Below are 20,373 nucleotides of genomic sequence, written 5' to 3'. Positions count from 1 at the left end.
GCTGTTGATCTCCCACCTAACTTCTTTGCTCCTGCCTAATTTTGAGGTGGGAGTTTTACTGCCCGTTAATACGGGGTAAATGATTGCTTTAGGTCACTATATTCCATTGTAACCGTTCTTCTAAAAATTTTACACCTTTTCTATATTTACACCTGAATAATACTAGAAAACGACAACTGTGCAGTTGTCGTTTTCTAGTATTAATGATGCCCACCGTTATTTCCCTTTTTTCTCTACTTAAACCTGAATAATACTAGAAAACGACAAGTTGTCGTTTTCTAGTATTAATGATGCCCACCGTTATTTCCCTTTTTCGGCTTCCCCATCATTTCTTTATTCATTTCCCATTTATGCTCTGCTAGCTCTTTATACGAAAGAACTTTCCCCTTATAGTTAGATACAAAGCTCTCAGCATCTTTTTTGTTTTTAAATGAAATGACATTATAAGCCATTGGTGTTGTAATTGTTTTATCATATACGTAAGTAGCGCCTTCTAACGAAACCCACTCTTTCGAATCATAATCTCGAACAAACTTTTCTTTCGTCTTTTCACCTGGATTAATCTCCATCCATTTATACATACAACCAATATCATCAAACTTTAATGCTTTTCCATTTTCTAAAATGACTTCTGTTGCAAATTGATTATCCATTACCCCAATTTGGCAAATATCACATTTATCATGTTTCTCATCAATTACCACAGCCTCTGCTTGTTTCTTACCACATCCTACTATTGTAAAGACAAAGAATAAGCATATAGCAAGCATCACATACTTTGTTCTCATTTTATTTCCTCCCTAATCGCATATTCCACAAAGAGAATATCAAAAACTTGTGTGAGATTTGTGAAAAAACAATGTTCTTTTTGTAATATATGGAACAAAAAAGATGTGTAGTCATTTCTACACATCTCTCATCATTCACAACCTGTAATTAATAAATCGTCTTCTAACTTAACTAATAATATATCTGTATTAATTTGCTGCCCGACAACTACATTTACTAATCTTATATTTCCACTAATACCGACCGCAACTTTTTCAAGCTCACCGTTATTTTTTCGGATTATCATTAAATTTTCCCACTCATATACGTAAGAAGATTCATTAACAAAAATCTCTTCTACTTTTCCTTCATAAGAACTATAAATCTCTTCCATTCTTGTTTTCATATAAAATCTACTCCCTATTTCACACTTCAATATTTTCATCTTATTCTACCATTCTTACGGAGAGCTGCTTACCTTTTTAAAAATTCAAATTAACTACCGTGAACAAAATGAACAAAATAAAAATTATGCTTCTAATGATGTTATTTTTCAAATTATTTACCATTTGAATAGATGCTTTTATGATAAACAAAAAAACTTTTTTCTGAATTTTTATTCTATTTTGAAAGCGTAAACATTTTTGGGATGGGGGAGATTACATGTTAGCACTACTTGGATTTGCGATGGTATTTGTCTTTATGTTTTTAATTATGACGAAACGTATGTCAGCACTAGTAGCATTAATATTAATTCCAATTACTTTCGCATTAATTGGTGGTTTTTATGCAAATATGGGACCTATGATGTTAGAAGGAATTCAAAAACTAGCACCTACTGGTATTATGCTTATGTTTGCTATTTTATATTTTGGAATTATGATTGATAGCGGTTTATTCGATCCTGTCATTAGTAGGATTTTGAAATTTGTAAAAGGAGATCCTTTAAAAATCGTTGTTGGTACAGCGATTCTTACTATTATTGTTTCGTTAGATGGGGATGGAACAACGACGTATATGATTACTGTTTCCGCAATGTATCCACTATATAAACGCCTTGGAATGAACCCACTTATATTAGCTGGGGTTGTTATGTTAGGAGCTGGTGTAACAAATCTTACGCCTTGGGGTGGACCGACAGCTCGGGTTATGAGTGCACTTGGACTAGACGCATCAGAGCTCTTCACACCACTTATACCAGGAATGATCGCTGGTGCACTTTGGGTAGTTTTCGTTGCTTACTATCTTGGAAAAAAAGAAAGAAAGCGTTTAGGTATTATGGATGTACAATATTTAAAACAAATGCAAACGATGGATGAGCAAGCTGCCGCAGTAGAAACTGCTGTTCATAAACGTCCTAAACTTCTATGGATTAACTTTTTATTAACTGTTACCTTACTTGTCTGTCTCATACTAGAAGTTATGCCGTTACCTGTTTTATTTACAATCGCTTTCGCTATTGCTGTTATGCTTAACTATCCGAACTTAGAACAACAGAAAGAGCGTATTGCTTCTCACGCAGGAAACGTATTAGCGGTTGTTTCTCTCGTATTTGCCGCTGGGATTTTCACTGGGATTTTATCAGGAACAAAAATGGTAGATGCAATGGCTAAAAGTGTAGTAGCCCTTATACCAGATTTCCTTGGGCCACAATTACCAATTATTACAGCACTCCTCAGTATGCCGTTCACATTCTTCATGTCCAATGATGCATTTTACTTCGGTGTACTACCTATTTTAACAAAAGCTGCTGCTACTTATGGAATTAGTGCGGCTGAAATGGGACGTGCTTCCTTACTCGGGCAACCTGTTCACTTATTAAGTCCTCTTGTCGCATCCACTTATTTATTAGTCGGCATGGCCAAAGTTGATTTTGGTGAACATCAACGCTTCACTTTATTGTGGGCAGTTGGAACGACAATGGTAATGTTGATTACTGGAATTGTAATTGGGATTATTCCAATATAAGATAAAAAAACAGTAGAGGACATATATCCTCTACTGTTTTTTTATGAAGAAACGAGAAAATACCTTCTTTCTGGTCTCCCCACACTTCCATATGTAAGCTCCGCATGAACTTTCTTTCCTGATATTAAATATTCTAAATAGCGCCTCGCTGTTGACCGGCTTACTCCTACCATTGTACTTAACATTTCTGCTGTAATTCCTTCTTCATTCACGGTTAACATATGCTTTTTTATTTTTGCTAAAGTTAAAGGATCTATCCCTTTCGGCGCATATTCTATTTCATTTCCCTTTACACCTCTTTGGGACCATAGATGTTCTATTTGTTCTATAGATAATTGATTATTTTTCTTTAACTGCACAATCTTTTTTTGGTAACTTTCCAAACTTGCCTTAAATCGATCAAACATAAGTGGTTTTACGATATAATCTGTTACTCCGCCTCGTAAAGCATGTCTGACTACATCTGTTTCCGATGCAGCTGTAATCATAATAATATCTGTATCATGTAAATTATTCCTAATATATGTGACAAGTTCCGTTCCTTGCATATCAGGTAAGTACACGTCTAATAAAACGAGCTGTGGCTTCACAAAATCTAGCCATTCTTTCGCTTGTTCTCCATTCGTTGCTGTTCCAATTACTTTAAATCCCTCAATCTTTTCGGTAAAACGACGATGAATGTCCGCAATTCGAATATCATCTTCTACAATCAATACTTCAATCTCCTCACCCATTACAATTCGCCTCTCTTTTTTGGTAATGCAATAATAAATAATGCACCACCTAAATCCCCTTTTTCGATTGCGATACTTCCATTTAAATCTTCTACTAACTCTTTCACTTTTGCTAATCCATATCCTCTCTTCCCGCCTTCTTTCGTCGAGAAGCCTTTGTAGAATATGCTAGTAATGACTTCATCATGAATCCCTTGGCCCGAATCTTCCACTTCAATTACGATTTCTTCTCCGATATCAGTTACAAACATCCTTACCTTCTTATCATTCTCTTCATTTCTTTCAATCGCTTCAAATGCATTCGTAATTAAATTTCCTAAAATGGAAACGACATAATTACTCTCAATGTGCGGGCTTAATTTGTCTAAGCTACTTTCTCGATCTAGCACAAAATCAATCTTCAGCTCTCTTGCTCTATTATAGAATCCAATTAAAATTCCACCTAACCATGGATTTTGAATTCGCTTCATAATAAATTGAACAAAATCTTGATATACCGCTGTTTCCTTATGAATAAGCTCTAAAGCATCCTCATATGATTCTAGCTGAATAAGACCTGAAAGCGTATACAATAAATTGTTATATTCATGCGTTTGCGCTCGTAATGCCTCTGTATATTGCTTCGTCTGAGATAATTCTGCTGTTAACTGATCCATTTCAGATTTCAAACGTAAGCTCGATACAACGCCCGTTACTTTATTCTTTACTTTAATAGGTAGACGATTCGCAATCACAGCCTGCCCTTTTATATTCAATTGACGATCAAACTGTTCTTCACCAGTTTGAAGTACATCTAGTATCGTTGAATTAGGAATTACATTTAAAATAAATTCTCCAATAATATTGCGTTGTTCATCTAGCGAAAGAATATCATAAGCTGCTTGATTGACTAAACTAATCATGCCCTTTTGATCAATGACAATAATCCCTTCACGTACAGATTGAATCACGGTACTATGCTCTTCATATAAAGATGAAATTTCTTCTGGCTCCATCCCAAACATCATTCTTTTTATACTTCCTGCTAAATACATAGAACCAATTATCCCAATTAAAAGACCGATTATTGTAATCCAAAATACACGCTTTCCATATACTTCTACCGCTCCATGAATATCATCCATTGAAAATCCAACAGATACCACGCCAATAATTTCATTTTCCTGATTACGAATTGGAACTTTGCCGCGTAATGAAGGGCCTAATGATCCAGTTGCTTTCGAAACGTAAGATTTTCCTTCTAATAGCACCCCTTTGTTATCTCCACCAACCATTACTTCTCCTATTTTATCTTTCTTAGGATGTGCATAACGAATCCCTTCTTTATTTCCAACTACAATAAAATCAGCATCTGTATCCATTCGAACTTTTTCTGCAATCGGTTGAATGATAGAAGCTGGATTTTCTGTTTGAAAAGCTTCCTTTATTTCAGGTATAGCAGCAACTGTTTTCGCAACATGTAAAGCTCGTTTCCCAATTTGCTCTTCTACTGTTTCAGACAATATGTAATAGAATAAATAACTCGTTAACAGAAGTACAACAAGAATAAGTGTACTAATAGTTAATGTAATTCTTGGTTGTAATTTTAATTTTTTTAATTTCAAAACCATTCCCCTAACATGATTAAAGATGGAATTTAAAGAAAATACAGTCTTTTATAATTATACTTAATCATAACACGGTTACTCTATATTTCTTTATTTTTATCTTCATAAAAAAAGAAACGAGGTACAATTACTACCTCATTTCTCAACATTTTTTATTACACTTTAAATTTCCCAATCATCTCTTGTAATTCTTCTGCCATTTGCGATAAATGAACTGCTGCTGCATTGATTTCATCTACTGAAGCTAATTGCTCTTCTGAAGAAGCAGCAATATTTTGAACGCTTGCTGCATTTTCTTCAATTGTAGCTGCAATTTCATTAATAGATGCACTAACTTGTTTTGCATCTACCGTCATTTGTTTCGCTACTTCTACCATACTATCAATTTGTACAACTGTATCATCTGTAGACTTCAATATTTCAGCAAAGCTTTGTTTCGTTTCATTTGCAACTACAAGTCCTGATTGTACTTCTGTCCCAACTTGCTTCATAGAGCTTACTGTTTCTTTTATGTCAAATTGTATCTCTTTTACTAGTTTTCCAATTTCCGTAGAAGACTGTCCTGATTGTTCAGCTAGCTTTCGCACTTCATCTGCTACAATTGCAAATCCTCTTCCTTGCTCTCCAGCTCTCGCAGCCTCGATTGCAGCATTTAATGCTAATAAATTTGTCTGCTCTGCAATATGTTGAATCACCTCAAGGATTGCTCCAATTTGTTTCGACTTATCATCTAACAAAACAATAACTTTATCTGATTGTGAAACAGACTCATGGATTAATTGCATTTGATTCACAGTTTGTTCAACTAACTTTCCACCATCTTCAGCCTTTTTCTTCGTATACATAGATGCTGTGGATACTAATGAAGAACTATCTGCAACACGCTGAATTCCTTCTGTAACTTCTTCTAATAATGTTGCGCCTTCTTCAACTTCTTTCGTTTGTATTTCCGATCCACTCGACACTTGCTCTATTGCCTGTGTAATTTGTTCCGTCGCTTCACTTGTCTGCTTCATGCTAGCTGTTAATTCTTCTGAAGATGCTGCTACATGACCTGCTGAAGTATTTATATTAGAAATGACATGATGTAATGATGCCGCCATCTCGTTAAAGCTTTCTCCTAACTGCCCAATTTCATCTTTAGAATGAACTGTAATCGTTTCTGTTAAATCACCTTCACTAATCTTTTTCGATGATATAACAAGTTGTTTTAACGGACTAATAATAGAAGCAATTATGAAGTAAATTAAAATCCCGCCAATTATTAATGAAATACCAATAACAGTTAGCGTTTTATAGAAAATAGGGTTAGCTGCTTCGATAATTTCTTTGGAAGGCATAATCCCTGCTATTTTCCATCCAGTCTGCTTATTTGTTATAAAGGTAACATTGCGATCATCACCATCGAGTTTGAATTTAAAATCACCTGTTTCCTGTTTGTACAATTCCTTCTCAAGTTTTTCTTCTATTTTGTCACCTGGTTTCATCGTCGGATGTGCTATTACCTGTTTAGATTGGTCGAAGATTGCTACATATCCTTTTTTGCCGATATTGACCATTTTTGAAGTATTTACAATATCATTAATAATTAAATCAATACCGAGAACACCACTTTTATCCTCATTTTGTTTCGCTATTGTAATAACAATATTCCCTGTTGTACTTGACTTATATGGGGCTGTGATAACCACTTCTCCGCTTTTTTTCGCTGCTTCTTTATACCAATCTCTTTCGGTAGGATTATACCCATCTGGCATTTGAATAGACGGTGATTGAATAAATTGTCCCGTACTAGATCCCGTATAAATTGCTTCTATTTCTGGATGTAATTTATTATATTCTTCTAATTTATTTTGCACATTTTGGAGCTGATCAGTTCCGTAACTTACTCCATTAAATAACTTTGTAAAATATACTGCGTCTACCTTTTTACTGTCTATCTCTTTGTTAATAACATTGTTTAAAATCTTTACGTTATCTTCCGCTGATCGTAAAATTGTTTCATTAAAGTTTGTTTTCGCTTGCTGATAAGACGTCCAACCAATTACAATACTTGGAAGAATTAAAACAATAACAAATGATATAAGTAACTTTGCTTTTAAACTACTTCTCCTTAATTTCCCTTGAAGCATATTTCTACCCCTCCATACCGTTTTAAATGTAATTATCTTACATTTAATTTCTTTATATAAATTATACGATTAAGATGTATCAACTCTTTGTCTCTTTTTCTATTAAAGAATTAATACATACCCTTTTCATTCTATATAAATTAAATAATTAAAACAATATATAAAAATGTATATTATTCTAAATATTATAATTCAGTGAAGAACCTCTAGTATCTCACTTACTAGAGGTTCTTCCCACTACACTATTCTTTACCTTTTTCTACTTCTTTTTTCTCATCTTCTACTACAGATACACCAGGTTTATCATTTGATAATTGTTGTACCGCTCCCTTTCCTGCAAATCCTTCTAATAACTCTTTTAAGTCAATGCCAGAAGAAGCTTTTAATGTTTCTTGCATCGTCGCCATTAAATCAGTCGCATAACCCGCAACTTTTCCAGCGCCGCTATTTTTACCACCGCCGCCTGTATCAACAACTGTAATTTTATCAATGTTGCTAAGTGGGCTTGCAATTTCTTTCGCATAACTTGGAAGCATTTTAAGTACCATATCCATAATTGCCGCTTGGCCATATAATTCAAATGCCTCTGCAATTTTTTGTTTCGCTTCTGCTTCCGCTAAACCTTTTAATCTGATAACATCGGCTTCTGCTGTACCTTGTGCTTTTTGTACTTCCGCTTTCGCTTGACCTTGCGCTTTCTCAATTTCCGCCTTCGCTAAACCTTCTACACGTACTTCTTCTGCACGTGCTCTCGCTTCTGCTTCAATCTTATATTGATCCGCATCTGCCTTTTTAATTTGTTTTACTTTTTCAGCTTCAGCTGATTGCTCAACAGCATAACGATCTGCATCTGCCTTTTTCTTTACTTCTGCATCGTATTGCTTTTCACGACGCGCAATCTCTTTTTCTTCTAACTCAATTTGCTTTTCACGCTCAATGATTTTAACGCGCATTTGCTCTTCTGTTACACCTTGTTGCGCTTTCGCTTGTTGTAATTCATAAGAAAGATCCGCGTCTGCGCGAGCTTGTTCTTGTTCTCTCTTATACGATTGTACTTTTAGTTCTTTATGTTTTTCAGCTTCAGCAATCTGTGCATCACGTTGGTATTCAGCTTCTTTCGCTTCTTTCTCAGCGCGAGCTTTTTCAATACGTGCTTCCTTTTCACGCTCTGCATTCGCAATTGTTGCATCACGCTTAACTGTCGCAATTTGCGGCTGACCAAGTGCATCTAAGTAACCGTTCTTATCCATGATTTCTTTAATTGTAAAGGAAACGATGCGAAGACCCATCTTCTTTAAATCTGTAGAAGCTACTTCATGCACCTTTTGAGCAAATTGCTCTCTATTACTATATGCATCTTCTACTGTCATAGAAGATAAGATAGCACGAAGATGCCCTTCTAAAACTTCTTTTGCTTCTATTTTTAACTCTTCCGTTTCTTTTCCTAGATATTGTTCAGCTGCTGTGGAAACTTCTTCAATTGTTGATCCTACTTTAATAATAGAAACACCGTTTACTGTAATTGGTACACCTTGTTTCGTATACGTATCACGTGTTCCGACTTCTAACTTGTAGTTTAATAGGCTTAAAGGCTCTGCTCTTTGCATAATCGGAACTACGAAAGTACCGCCACCGCGAATAATCTTAATCTTCTTTCCATCATCCGTGGTAACAACATTTTTCCCGCCTCCAAGCCAATTACCTGTAACAATTAACGCTTCATCTGGTCCAACTGTTCGATACTTCGTAATAAATACTAAAATGAGTAGAATTAAAATTGCGAGTAAAACTCCACCAATAATTAATGGAATCGTCATGTAAATTCCCCCTTATAATTTTGGTTTTTTTAAAGAATAAGAGATGTTTTGTACAAGCAAAACACCATCTTGGACTCCCTCGATAATAACCTCAGTTCCTTGTGAAATATCTTTTTTTCCAACTGTTTTAGCTGGGATTGCATTACTTCCAAATTGGGAAGAGATTAATACTTCACCAAATCCTTCTGTAGGAATTGTCGTAATGACTTCTCCCTTGCAACCAACGAATTCATCCATACGTTGCACAGTATTTTGTTCTGCTTCTGCAATTGGCTTTAAAATTAGTATTTTCATTATGAATACACCAATAAAAGATATAGCAAATGCAGCCCCGAAAATAAGAATACTATTAAAGGAAAATAAATATTCTCCTATATAACTAAGTCCACATAACATGGCGAAAAAACTAAGTAATAAAGTAACAACGGATACCGATCCGCCTCCAAAACTAAATATGGATTCAAATATATCTCCAAAAAAGATATAAATCACAGTGAGTATAGTAGCAATAATAAATCCATATAAATAAATTGTCTCAAGTGGATAACCAAACAAAACCATTTCTTATCCCCCTCTCTTAAACAATCCCTTTTTTGTTATGTGTATGCCCCACCTCTTCCAAAGATTATTGTTCTTAATTTTCAGTTATTTACCCTTTAAAGAAAAGCCTGCAGTACAGGCCTCTAAAAAAGAACAGGAGAAACCTATTGTGACAGGCTCCTCCTAGAAAATAACCGATATATTATATATCTATATAATATACTATTTTCCACAAAAAGTAAAGTTAAACATACATTGGAAAAACACTTGTTTTAACCCGCATTAACGGGCAGTAAAAGCCCGATTGGTGTGGGCTAATAATCAGTGGGGGATGAACAGAACCCCCACTGATTAAGGTTTCACTTTACTGATAATTCGTAAGTTCCATCGCCATTATCATATTTATATACATACAAGTAATACTTACCTGGTTTTGCATTAAAGTTTGCCTCTATATGATTTCCATTTGCTTGACCGTAAGCAGCATAATTTTGCATATCTGATTCATGGTGAAGTACCCATGTCATCCCGATTCCATACTCATTTAAAACGGAAATATCGATATCTTTGGCTGATGCTACATTAAATGTATAAACATCAGTGTGATCTCCGCCGATAAGGCTACCTTTTATAGTAGTGTTTAGCCCAATACGATTTGCTTCCTCTGGACGATTATTTGGTTCTGATTCTGTTAAACTTCCATCTTTAACCGTGACAGTTGTTTCGCTTCTGCTCTCTTTCCCTTTATCATCTTTTACTATTAACGCTACTTTATATGAACCTTCTCTTTCATATACATGTACTGGATTTACTTCTGCACTTGTGCTTCCATCTCCAAAGTCCCATAAATAAGAAACGATTTTTCCATCTTCATCTTTTGAGCCATCACTTTTAAATTGAATACCTTCTTTTACAAGCCCATTATAAGGGCCATTTATATTAATCGTTGGAGCTTTATTTTCTCCGTCATCTTTTTCGATACCGTGAAAGACTACATCATATTCAAATTGATTTGAGCTATTTACACGGTAATTGACGAAGTATGCTGTAACAGTTTTGTAGCCACTCCATTCTTTTTGCGCCAGTTGTTCTAAAGCTTCATTTACTCTCTTACTCATTGCGTTCCAATCTTCTGACTCACCTTTTGTTACACTACCTGTAAACGTGCCTTCTAATGTAAATGTATTAAAGAATTGGGAGCTATGTTTTTTCATTTTTGCATCTTTCATCGGCAACGTTTCAGTAATTTCTTTCTCTACTGCTGTTAACGATTTTGGTGCATGTTCAGCTAAATAATCATCTGCTACTTCCGGTACATTATATTTATCTTGATTATCGATTAGCTGCTGCATATACTCTTGATACTCTTTATTTAGTTTAGGATCTTTACTTAAAGTTTCACGATATACATCATAATTTTTCACGTCATTTGCACGAATTAAATCTTGAATTTTATCAAACGTTTCAAATTGATGTGTATATAAGTAAGACTGTAATGCAAATGAGTAGTTATAGAAATCCCAAGAGCCATATTTAGCAAATAATGTTCGCTCTGCTGTATAACGGCTTGCAGGATCAGATGATAATCCACTAATGATGCTCTTTCTCGGTACTACGTTATTTGTACGAGTAGATCCTGCGAAAAATTCTGCATTCCCTTCTTGGAACCAAGTTAATCTTTCATTTTGATACATATCTCCTCTTCCAAATAAACCTGGTACTTCATATCTCCCTTGCAAATAATGAGTAAACTCATGACGGAATAACTCTTCTAAACTATAAATACTTTGTTCTGGCGTACGCTCATATGTAAAGAATGTTCCTGTTTCTTCAATATAAATTCCACCGTTATTTGTTTCGTATCCATACAGTTGTCTATTTAACTGGTACTCTTCTGGACTGTTATAAATTACTATCGTTAATACATCATCTGCATTGCCCGGCTCTAACGCTTTGTCATTCCCAATTACACGATGATACTGTGCTTTTACTTCTTTTGCAGCCCAGTATAGTCTCTTAATTTTTTCTTCTGATACTTTATCCCCTGTTTTAAACACGATAGATCCATCATCGAATGTATATGTTTTTGGTAAGTACTGCTCTTTTCCTTCTTTACGTATTTTCTCTAAATCTACCGTATTCCCGCTATAATCTTTTCCATTATAATTTGTTGTAATTTGTTCTACTGCGACAAAATACGGTTCACTTAACCGCGGATACATATGCATTGCTTGTGTAACAACTTCTAAACCTTTGTTTGGATTACTGTGAAACTTCCCTAAACGACTAGCAAAATAAATTCCATTATTAACGAGCCACTTATTTTCTTGTGTTACTTCATTTAAAAGAGCAATACGATTTATTTCATTAATAAACCCATCTACTTTCCCATACCACATCGTTTCATTCGCTTCTTTACGAGCCTCAATTAAGTAAGACTGTATATCATAGTCAATACCTTGCATAATATCGTATATTGCTTGTCCCTTCATTCGATCATTTACATAGTTAGTAAAATTATCATTGTATTGCTTTAAAATATTCGATGCATATTGCACTGTTTCAACATCACTTGATGCATTACTAATTAATTTACCGTATGCAGATACGACTGTATCTTGTTCAGCTGTACCAAGCTTAAAGTTTGGATTTTTTGCGATTGCTTTTAAAGCAGGTAAACATTTGTCCTGGAAGCTTCTTTCATTTAATTCACTTAATTCGTTATTATAAAATGCCAGATAAAAAGCTGAACGTAACACTTCCGTAAATGTTTGAATTCCTTTTGAATCATCTTTCGTAAATGTACTACCCCGATGAGCTAATTCATCTATAACGACTTGCATTTTCCCTTTATCTTTATAAAAAGCTTTTGCATCTTCATTAAACTGGAATAAGTCTGTAATTTGGTGCCACTTAATACTGCCTAACGTTTCAACTAATTCGTGATCATTCATTTTGTTTAAATCAGCCATTGAATAGCTTTCCTTAACTTGCTTTACTGTCGCTTTGTTCGTAATAGATGCTGGTCGCTGTGAAAAGTCTCCTACTTTTAACCGTTCTTGAAACGATAATGTTTCCTCCGCTTTAGAAACGTGTCCAATCTCATCTACTGGTTTTTCAATTCCAACTGGTTTCGTTTTCAACACATTATACGGTACTTTTTCTTCCGCTGATGCAGGAGCTTGAAGTGCCCCTAACGATAAAGCCATTGTACTAATACTAAGCATCACTTTATTGATTTTTGATTTCTTGTTCATATCCTTGCCCCTATTCAAATATTCCATTCACGAATTTAACATAAAATCTGGATACAACAATATAAAATGCAATATTTCATATTATTTCTCCCCATATTTTGTACATATCGTGAACAACCTTACCTTTATCTAACCTCCAATAGTTATGAATCTATAACGATTAAACTGTCCTTTTACACGTGTTAAAAAACGAATTTTTTGACAATTAAACCTTTAATTGTTATGGTTAATATAATTGTTAACTTTATTAAACAAGGGTGGGATTCTATGATAAAAAAAGAAAACAGTGTATTTTATATCTCCATCTTGCTTACAACATTATTCATTATATGGGGAATTACCCCGGCAAGTTGGATACAAGGCTATGATTTACAAAGTGTTACATCTTCCTTAAATTCATTTATCCTCAATAAATTTGGATGGTTTTACTCTTTACTTATGACCGCAATGATTATTCTAGCCACTTATTTAGCATTTTCTAAGTACGGTTCTATTCGTCTTGGTAAAGATGGGGAAAAACCAAAGTATAGTTATCCATCTTGGCTATCCATGTTGTTTGGAGCAGGAATGGGAATTGGCCTCCTCTTTTACGGAATCGCTGAACCGATTTCACATTTTACAGATCCACTAACAGGAAAAGCAGGTACAGAGGAAAGCGCCAAGCTCGCTATGCAATATTCATTTTTCCACTGGGGCCTCTTTCCATGGTCACTATACGCAATGGTTGCTTTAACAATTGCCTATTTCACATTCCGCAAACAAAAAGGTAGCACAATTGGTGCTACAGTTACTCCATTATTTAATCGATCGAAAAATTCTCCTATCGGAAAAACAGTCGATATTTTAGCTGTTTTAGCCACAGTATTTGGTATTGTGCCATCTGTTGGGATCGGTGCTCAACAAATCGCCGGAGGATTAAGCTATTTATTCCCTTCTATTCATAACACTCTACTTACACAGCTCGTACTTATCGCCATCTTCGCTGTTTTATATTTAACGAGTGCACAAACTGGATTAGATCGTGGGATTAAATATTTGAGTAACTTAAATTTCTCTCTTGCAGGTATTTTACTCGTCTCCTTTTTACTTTTAGGACCAACTGTATTTATTATGAAATATTTCACATCTACACTCGGTTCTTATATTGGAGCTTTACCTAGTATGGGATTAAATTTAGGAGCATTTAATGAAAAATCTTCTTCTTGGATTGAAAACTGGACTATTTTCTATTGGGGATGGTGGATCTCTTGGTCTCCATTCGTCGGTACATTCATCGCCCGTATTTCTAAAGGGCGCACAATAAAAGAATTTATTTTTGGAGTTGTATTAGTCCCAACTCTCATCTGTACATTTTGGTTTGCAGTATTTGGCGGCACCGCTATCCATATGGAAATGTTCCAATCGCTTGGCATAGCTGATGAAATCGCAAAAAACGGAACAGAGATTGGATTATTCGCTGTTATTTCACACCTACCATTCTCTACATTTTTAACAATTATTGGATTGATTTTAGTAGCCACATTTTTCGTTACTTCTGCCGACTCGGCAACATTTGTTGTTTCCATGCAAACGAGTAATGGAAGCTTATCACCGAAAAATAGTTTAAAACTTATATGGGGATTAACAATCGCAATTATTGCAGCTATTTTATTACAAGCTGGAGGGTTAAACGCCCTACAAATTGCAGCTATCATCGCAGCACTACCATTTTCTATCGTAGTCGTTCTTATGGTCATTTCGCTCTTTAAGGAGCTGCGAAAAGAAGATATTAATTCGCAAACGAAAGAAGTTACGCAAAAAATAAAAAAGGTTATGTAACGATTAGCACCTCAAATTACTTCTGAATCCGTAATAACTGAGGGAAAAGTAGATTAATAAAACCCATTCGTATGAAATATAATTTTCATACGAATGGGTTTTTTACTCTATTATATAGTGTTGTAAACATGCCTTCTCCTCAAAACCTACTTTCTTGTACAACTTCATCGCACCATCATTATTCGTATTCAAACATAGTTCTATCTCTCTCATCCCTTTGAAGGAGAAAATATACTGAATTGCAGCTTGTAATAACCGCTCTCCGATACCATTTCTTCTACTATTTTCAGCGGTTGCAATAAATTCGATATTCGCTTCTTGAAACCCTGGATTTACTTCCACATATACATAACCTTCTAACTTATCATTCTTCATACTTACAAATAATTTATTCGTATCACTTAAACGTTCAATGATTTCATCTCCTTTATAATATGTATTAGGAAAAACATGATTATGTAAAGCGACAAACTGCTCAAACATTTGTGGTAAAGCTTCTTCTATATTACATATACTACGTTCTTCCACAGTATTATGACTTAAACTGAAAATACTATGTCGACCTTGTTCTTTTGCATGTAAGTCCTTCATTAAGCGGGCACAATTATTATTTTCCACATGATAAAAACCATAAAATTTTTCAATATGAAACGGCACCTTTTCTATAAGTTCCTTCCACATATGTAAAGTAACTTCTTCCCAATTCTCTGCAATAATAAATGGTCCCCAAATTTCTGCACATTTCTTTACCTCATCCACATCAAATCCTAATACACCAATTATTTTATTGTTCTCATAAGTGACAACAAAAGATTTTTCCCAACCTATATCAGAAAAATCATGAAGAATTGTATGTAACAACTCCCCTTTCTCATCTCCACAATAACCAACATGATGAATAGCGTCTTTATTTACAGTTGCAATAAATGATGCAATCTCTTCAACCTTTAAAATAGTACTAACATACATAACCTCTCCTCCTTCTCTAATACATTTACACTTTTTCCATTTATATCCTTCAAAAAAAGACATTATTATAAGCATATTACAAAATGAAATCGCCATAATAATGTCTTCTCAAAAAATTTTATAATCATTTTACATTATAAAAAGATAAAACGTTTTTATTTTTTAAATAATCTCTTTCTAAATACGAACATACTTAGTGCGGAAAGAACAAGTGTTATTCCAGAAAGTAAAGTTGATGTGCTAGCTTCACCACCTGTTGATGCTAAAGATTTCTTACCTTCCTCTTGCTTATTAGCATGTTGTTTATTTAAATTGTCTGCTTTTCTCTCTTCGTTTTCAACAACTTGATTATTCCCTTTTTGCTCTTGATTCAATCCAGTTACTAATCCTTTTGTTGACTCTCTTACTTCCTCCTCTTTTACTTTTTCAGCTTCTTTCACTGGCTCATTTACTTCTTCTTTTACCTCTTCAACTTCTTTCACTGGCTCTTTTACTTCTTCTTTTACCTCTTCAATTTCTTTCGTTGGCTCTTTTACTTCTTCTTTTACCTCTTCAATTTCTTTCGTTGGCTCTTTTTCTTCTTTTACCTCTTCAATTTCTTTCGTTAGCTCTTTTACTTCTTCTTTTCTTTTACTTCTTCTTTTGCTTCTTCAATTTCTTTTGTTGGTTCCTTTACTTCTTCTTTTGCTTCTTCAACTTCTTTCGCTGGTTCTTTTACTTCTTCTTTTGCTTCTTCAACTTCTTTCGCTGGTTCTTTTACTTCTTCTTTTGCTTCTTCAACTTCTTTCGCTGGCTCTTTTACTTCTTCTTTTACCTCTTCAACTTCTTTTGTTGGCTCTTTTACTTCTTCTTTTGCTTTTTCAACTTCTTTCGTTGGTTCTTTTACTTCTTCTGTCGATATTAATTTTTCTACTATATTCTGCATAACGATGCCACTATATAATATGCCAGTCTCATAATGATCTGCATCTAAATTAAATTCATATATTTTTTCTCCTAGAGTACTCCAAATGATTCCCTCATCAGTAAGCATTCCACCTGCACTCTTTAACGTAATCTTTTCAATTCGTTCTCCTTCTAAATCATATACAGGTATTTTCACTTCCTTATTTATTTCTGCATCATCTAAAATGACCTTTTGCCTTCTGACATCAATTGTTCCCCATTGACCCAATTGTATTAACGGTCTTACATCACGAACTTCATTTCCTGCTAAATGTAAGCCAAGTAAGTCTAGCATGGAACCAAGAACCGATACATCTTTAATATGATTGTCCGCAAGATTTAACCATTGTAGATTTTTTAATGAAGATAGTGGTGTTATATCTTCAATTTGATTATGAGATACGTTCACATCGTTCAACTTTTCTAAATTCGAGATAAATTCGATATTCTTCAAACCTACTCCTTCTAAAGTGAGTTTTTCTAAGTTCGTCATGTACTCTAAACCTGTTATATCTTTTATCTCTTTTCCTTTTTCTTTAAGTACCTCTAATTTTTTAATCTGTAATAAATCTTCTTTTGTGATAGGAGCGTTTAAATTCTCTCTACCTAAACTCTCTTTATTAATATGTTGTTGTAAAGTTTTATCTAGAATTACATTTTCCTTTTGTTCATTATTCTCTTTGATTGTTTCCTTTATTTCATCTAACTTTTCAACAACATTTTGAATTACTGTTCCATTAAACTTAATACGATTCTCTTCTGGCTTTATATCCAACATAAATTCATATGTTTTTTCACCGGTAGTACCCCATTTAACAGAACCATTATTAACTATTCCATCTTCACTATTCAATTGAATAGTATTAATTGGCTCTCCTTGTAAATTATAGATAGGTATTTTAACTTCCTTATCTTTTTCTACATCATCTAAAAAGATTTTTTGTCTTTGAATATCAATATACATTCTTTTTCCTAGTTCTTGAACCGGTCTAACATCACGAATTTCATTTGAACCTAGTTTTAAATCATATAAACCTGTTAATTGACTAAGTGGCGTTATATCTGAAATATAGTTTTCTTCTAGATTTAGTTTCTGTAGCCCTGATAATTTTGATAATGGCGTAAGATCTACTAATTCATTTTTGGAAAGCCCTAATTCAATTAATTTATTCATTCCATTAATATGTTCAACATTACTCAATCCATTATTGCTTATTTCAAATGTCTTTAAATTCTTTAATTGGTGAACTCCTTCAAGATCTGCATTACTAATTTGATTATTTGCTACAGTCAAAGTCCTTAAAGATTTCACTGTAAATAATGGTTTAATATCTTTTATATCATTACTATTTAAATCTAGCATTTTAATCTTCTTCATTTGGCTTAACGGGCTTAAATCTGAGATTTTATTGTTTCTCAAGGTTAAAAACTCCAGATGCTCTAAATCAGCCAAAGGTCCAATATCTTCAAGTTCGCCGTAGGTTATACTTAATGATTTCAATTGTCTCAGATTCGAGATAAAGTTTATATTTTCTAACTTAACTTCTTCCAAAGTTAAGCTTTCTAAGTTCTTCATATATTCTAGACCGCTTACGTCTTTTATTCCTTTACTTTTGGCTTCAACGACTATTAAAGATTTAACTTTTAATAAATCTTCCTTAGTTATTGGAGTATTTAGATTCTCTCTATTCAAGTTATATTTATTAATATGCCTTTGTAGTTGCTTATCTACTATTACATTCGCATCTTGTTGATCCACTTTATCCTCTTTATTTTCCTTTTGTTCTTCTGGAACATTGTTCTCTAAATTCAATGTATTTACTTCAAATTGCACTTGATACTTATTATCATAGGCCATTGTCGGAATATAAATATGCATTTGCATATTATACCTTTTCCCTAATTCTCCTACTTCAAACTGAATCACTTTCGTTCCATTTTTCTTTTTATCTTCTGATATTACTTTTACATCATGGAATACACCTGGAGTATGAATATCCTCTGTTTTCAAGTATTGAAAGAAATCACTATCACTTAACGTTGCCGTTACAATTTTCTTTCCTTTCTCAATTGTTAATTTAGGATTTTTTATATAAACAGCTGCCATAGACTCTTCATTCGTTTTATCTTTATACGCCTTAATAACAGCATCATATGTACCATCTTCTAAAGCATGCCCAGTTTTATTCACCTCAATTGCTACTGCTGCTAAAGCAGGCGTTGAGTACGCAGCAAATGGAAGTGATAACGCCGCAGCTATAATCATCGCATTTATATGTTTTCTTTTATTTTTTTTCAACTTTACATCTCCTCCAAAATATATAAATCTAAATGTAATTATATCTCGAATAAATGATAATGATTTTCATTTTCATTGTCAACTAGGAAAATAAAAAGTTTACAAAAAAAATAACCCCTTTTTAAAGGGGTTATGCCATTTTCTCTCCAGCTTCTTCTCTAAAGAAGCTCTTCATTGCATGGAATACATCTGCTTTTTGCTTTAAAATATAATATCTGAAATTCTCATCTTTAATATTTTTATAGGCTGACATGAGGGTACTATGGCGGTTGTACTGATTCACTTCCCCATATCCAAACATATTACACTTCTTCATTAACTCTTCAACAAGCTTTACACATCTAGCATTATCTGATGTTAAATTATCACCGTCTGAAAAATGGAATGGATAAATATTATAGCGGTCTGGTGAGTATTTATTATCAATTAGCTCGAGTGCTTTTTTGTATACAGAAGAACATATTGTTCCGCCACTTTCTCCTTTTGAGAAAAACTCTTCCTCTGTAACTACTTTTGCCTCCGTATGATGGGCAATAAACTCAATATCTACTGTTTCATACTTCGTCCGTAGGAATCTCGTCATCCAGAAAAAGAAGCTGCGTGCCATATATTTCTCCCATATTCCCATTGATCCACTCGTATCCATCATTGCTAATACAACCGCTTTAGAATCTGGCTTTAATACTTCATTCCAAGTGCGGAACTTTAAATCTTCTTGATGAATTGGATGGAAGGATGCTTTACCACGCATCGCATTTCGTTTATATGCGGATATCATCGTTCTTTTCTTATCGATGTTGCCCCATAATCCCGTTTTTCTAATGTCATTAAATTCAACATGTTCAATCCGATTTTCATCCATTTCTTTTCTCTTCAAATTAGGTAATTCTAATTCTTTGAAAAACGCTTGCTCTAATTCTAGAATAGAAACTTCAGCTTCATAATAATCTTCTCCAGCTGAATCTCCTGCCCCTTGCCCTTTTCCTGGTCCTTTTTGTTTTTGACCACCTGATCCATCTCTCGCAACGACATCACCAACTTTGCTGTCACCGTTTCCTTGCCCAACATGTTTGTTTTTATCATAATTGTACCTAATCTTATATTCATCTAAAGAGCGAATCGGTATTTTTACAACATCCTTACCATTAGACATCACTATACTTTCTTCTGTTACAAGATCGGGTAAATTATTCTTAATTGCCTCTTGTACTTTTTCTTGATGGCGTTGTTGGTCGTCATATCCTTTGCGATGGAGGGACCAGTTTTCCTGTGAAATCGTATAATTTGGTTGGTTTTCTTCACCCATTTCTTTCCCTCCTTACTGTAATTGTCTTCCTATATGAACAGCAAGCTAAAAATTTTGTTTTATACTGTGCCAGCTAGAATGAAAGGTAACTGCCCATCGAAAATCATCCCATAAACATATATAACGTTTTTCATATAATACTCCGAGCATCCTAAACAAAATTTTGCCACTCACATAATAGAAATGACATTTAACCGTCGATAAGAAAGAAAC

12 protein-coding genes and 2 pseudogenes are annotated in these 20,373 nt (G+C 34.0%); 2 read left to right on the top strand and 12 right to left on the bottom strand.

Going from position 1 to position 20,373, the window contains the following annotated elements:
* Positions 1-284: 284 nt before the first annotated feature.
* On the bottom strand, positions 285-788 hold the full coding sequence (locus DN390_RS19020; protein WP_147808105.1) for a nitrous oxide reductase accessory protein NosL: 504 nt from the start codon (positions 786-788) through the stop codon (positions 285-287).
* A gap of 131 nt (positions 789-919) precedes the next feature.
* A complete protein-coding gene (locus DN390_RS19015) occupies positions 920-1,174 on the bottom strand; it encodes a hypothetical protein (RefSeq protein ID WP_147808104.1) in 255 nt (84 codons plus the stop codon).
* A 257-nt stretch (positions 1,175-1,431) separates the two neighbouring features.
* Between DN390_RS19015 and DN390_RS19010 the strand changes: the two genes are divergently transcribed.
* Positions 1,432-2,736 carry a CitMHS family transporter gene (locus DN390_RS19010; RefSeq protein WP_097951018.1) on the top strand — a complete coding sequence of 435 codons (1,305 nt, stop codon included), beginning with the start codon at positions 1,432-1,434 and terminating at the stop codon, positions 2,734-2,736.
* 41 nt (positions 2,737-2,777) lie between these two features.
* On the opposite strand, the gene DN390_RS19005 is transcribed toward DN390_RS19010, so the two are convergent.
* From DN390_RS19005 to colA, 7 genes and pseudogenes are all read right to left on the bottom strand, one after another.
* The gene (locus tag DN390_RS19005) at positions 2,778-3,470 is read right to left on the bottom strand and encodes a response regulator (RefSeq protein WP_147808103.1); all 693 of its coding nucleotides are present in this window, start codon (positions 3,468-3,470) and stop codon (positions 2,778-2,780) included.
* Positions 3,470-5,080 (bottom strand): ATP-binding protein, encoded by a 1,611-nt coding sequence (locus tag DN390_RS19000; RefSeq protein WP_147808102.1) that lies wholly within the window; start codon positions 5,078-5,080, stop codon positions 3,470-3,472. Before DN390_RS19000 ends, DN390_RS19005 begins: the two co-directional genes overlap by 1 nt.
* Before the next feature lie 152 nt (positions 5,081-5,232).
* Positions 5,233-6,093 (bottom strand): methyl-accepting chemotaxis protein, encoded by an 861-nt coding sequence (locus tag DN390_RS31680; RefSeq protein ID WP_370513479.1) that lies wholly within the window; start codon positions 6,091-6,093, stop codon positions 5,233-5,235.
* 81 nt (positions 6,094-6,174) lie between these two features.
* Positions 6,175-7,209: pseudogene (locus DN390_RS31675) on the bottom strand (HAMP domain-containing protein); the annotation flags it as partial.
* A 242-nt stretch (positions 7,210-7,451) separates the two neighbouring features.
* A complete protein-coding gene (locus tag DN390_RS18990) occupies positions 7,452-9,026 on the bottom strand; it encodes a flotillin family protein (protein ID WP_147808100.1) in 1,575 nt (524 codons plus the stop codon).
* A 12-nt stretch (positions 9,027-9,038) separates the two neighbouring features.
* Entirely contained in the window at positions 9,039-9,587 is a 549-nt protein-coding gene (locus DN390_RS18985) for an NfeD family protein (protein WP_147808099.1), read from the bottom strand.
* A 338-nt stretch (positions 9,588-9,925) separates the two neighbouring features.
* Complete coding sequence (gene colA / locus DN390_RS18980) at positions 9,926-12,823, bottom strand: collagenase ColA (protein ID WP_147808098.1); 2,898 nt, start codon at positions 12,821-12,823, stop codon at positions 9,926-9,928.
* A 267-nt stretch (positions 12,824-13,090) separates the two neighbouring features.
* On the opposite strand from colA, the gene opuD reads away from it, so the two are divergent.
* Positions 13,091-14,641, top strand: a complete 1,551-nt coding sequence (opuD, locus tag DN390_RS18975; RefSeq protein WP_147808097.1) for a glycine betaine transporter OpuD — start codon at positions 13,091-13,093, stop codon at positions 14,639-14,641.
* 102 nt (positions 14,642-14,743) lie between these two features.
* On the opposite strand, the gene DN390_RS18970 is transcribed toward opuD, so the two are convergent.
* From DN390_RS18970 to yhbH, 3 genes and pseudogenes are all read right to left on the bottom strand, one after another.
* Positions 14,744-15,610: a GNAT family N-acetyltransferase gene (locus tag DN390_RS18970; RefSeq protein ID WP_147808096.1), complete on the bottom strand. Its 867-nt coding sequence runs from the start codon at positions 15,608-15,610 to the stop codon at positions 14,744-14,746.
* Positions 15,611-15,765: 155 nt separating this feature from the next.
* Positions 15,766-18,854, bottom strand: a pseudogene (locus tag DN390_RS18965) (NEAT domain-containing protein).
* A 130-nt stretch (positions 18,855-18,984) separates the two neighbouring features.
* Positions 18,985-20,160 (bottom strand): sporulation protein YhbH, encoded by a 1,176-nt coding sequence (yhbH, locus tag DN390_RS18960; protein ID WP_060629457.1) that lies wholly within the window; start codon positions 20,158-20,160, stop codon positions 18,985-18,987.
* Between the last annotated feature and the right edge of the window lie 213 nt (positions 20,161-20,373).

It is taken from the genome of Bacillus sp. SH7-1 (genome assembly GCF_008042405.1).
In the GTDB taxonomy this organism is placed as follows: domain Bacteria; phylum Bacillota; class Bacilli; order Bacillales; family Bacillaceae_G; genus Bacillus_A; species Bacillus_A thuringiensis_N.
The sequence above is the reverse complement of the archived record's forward strand: the minus strand, read 5'-3'. Positions and strand labels throughout refer to the sequence as shown.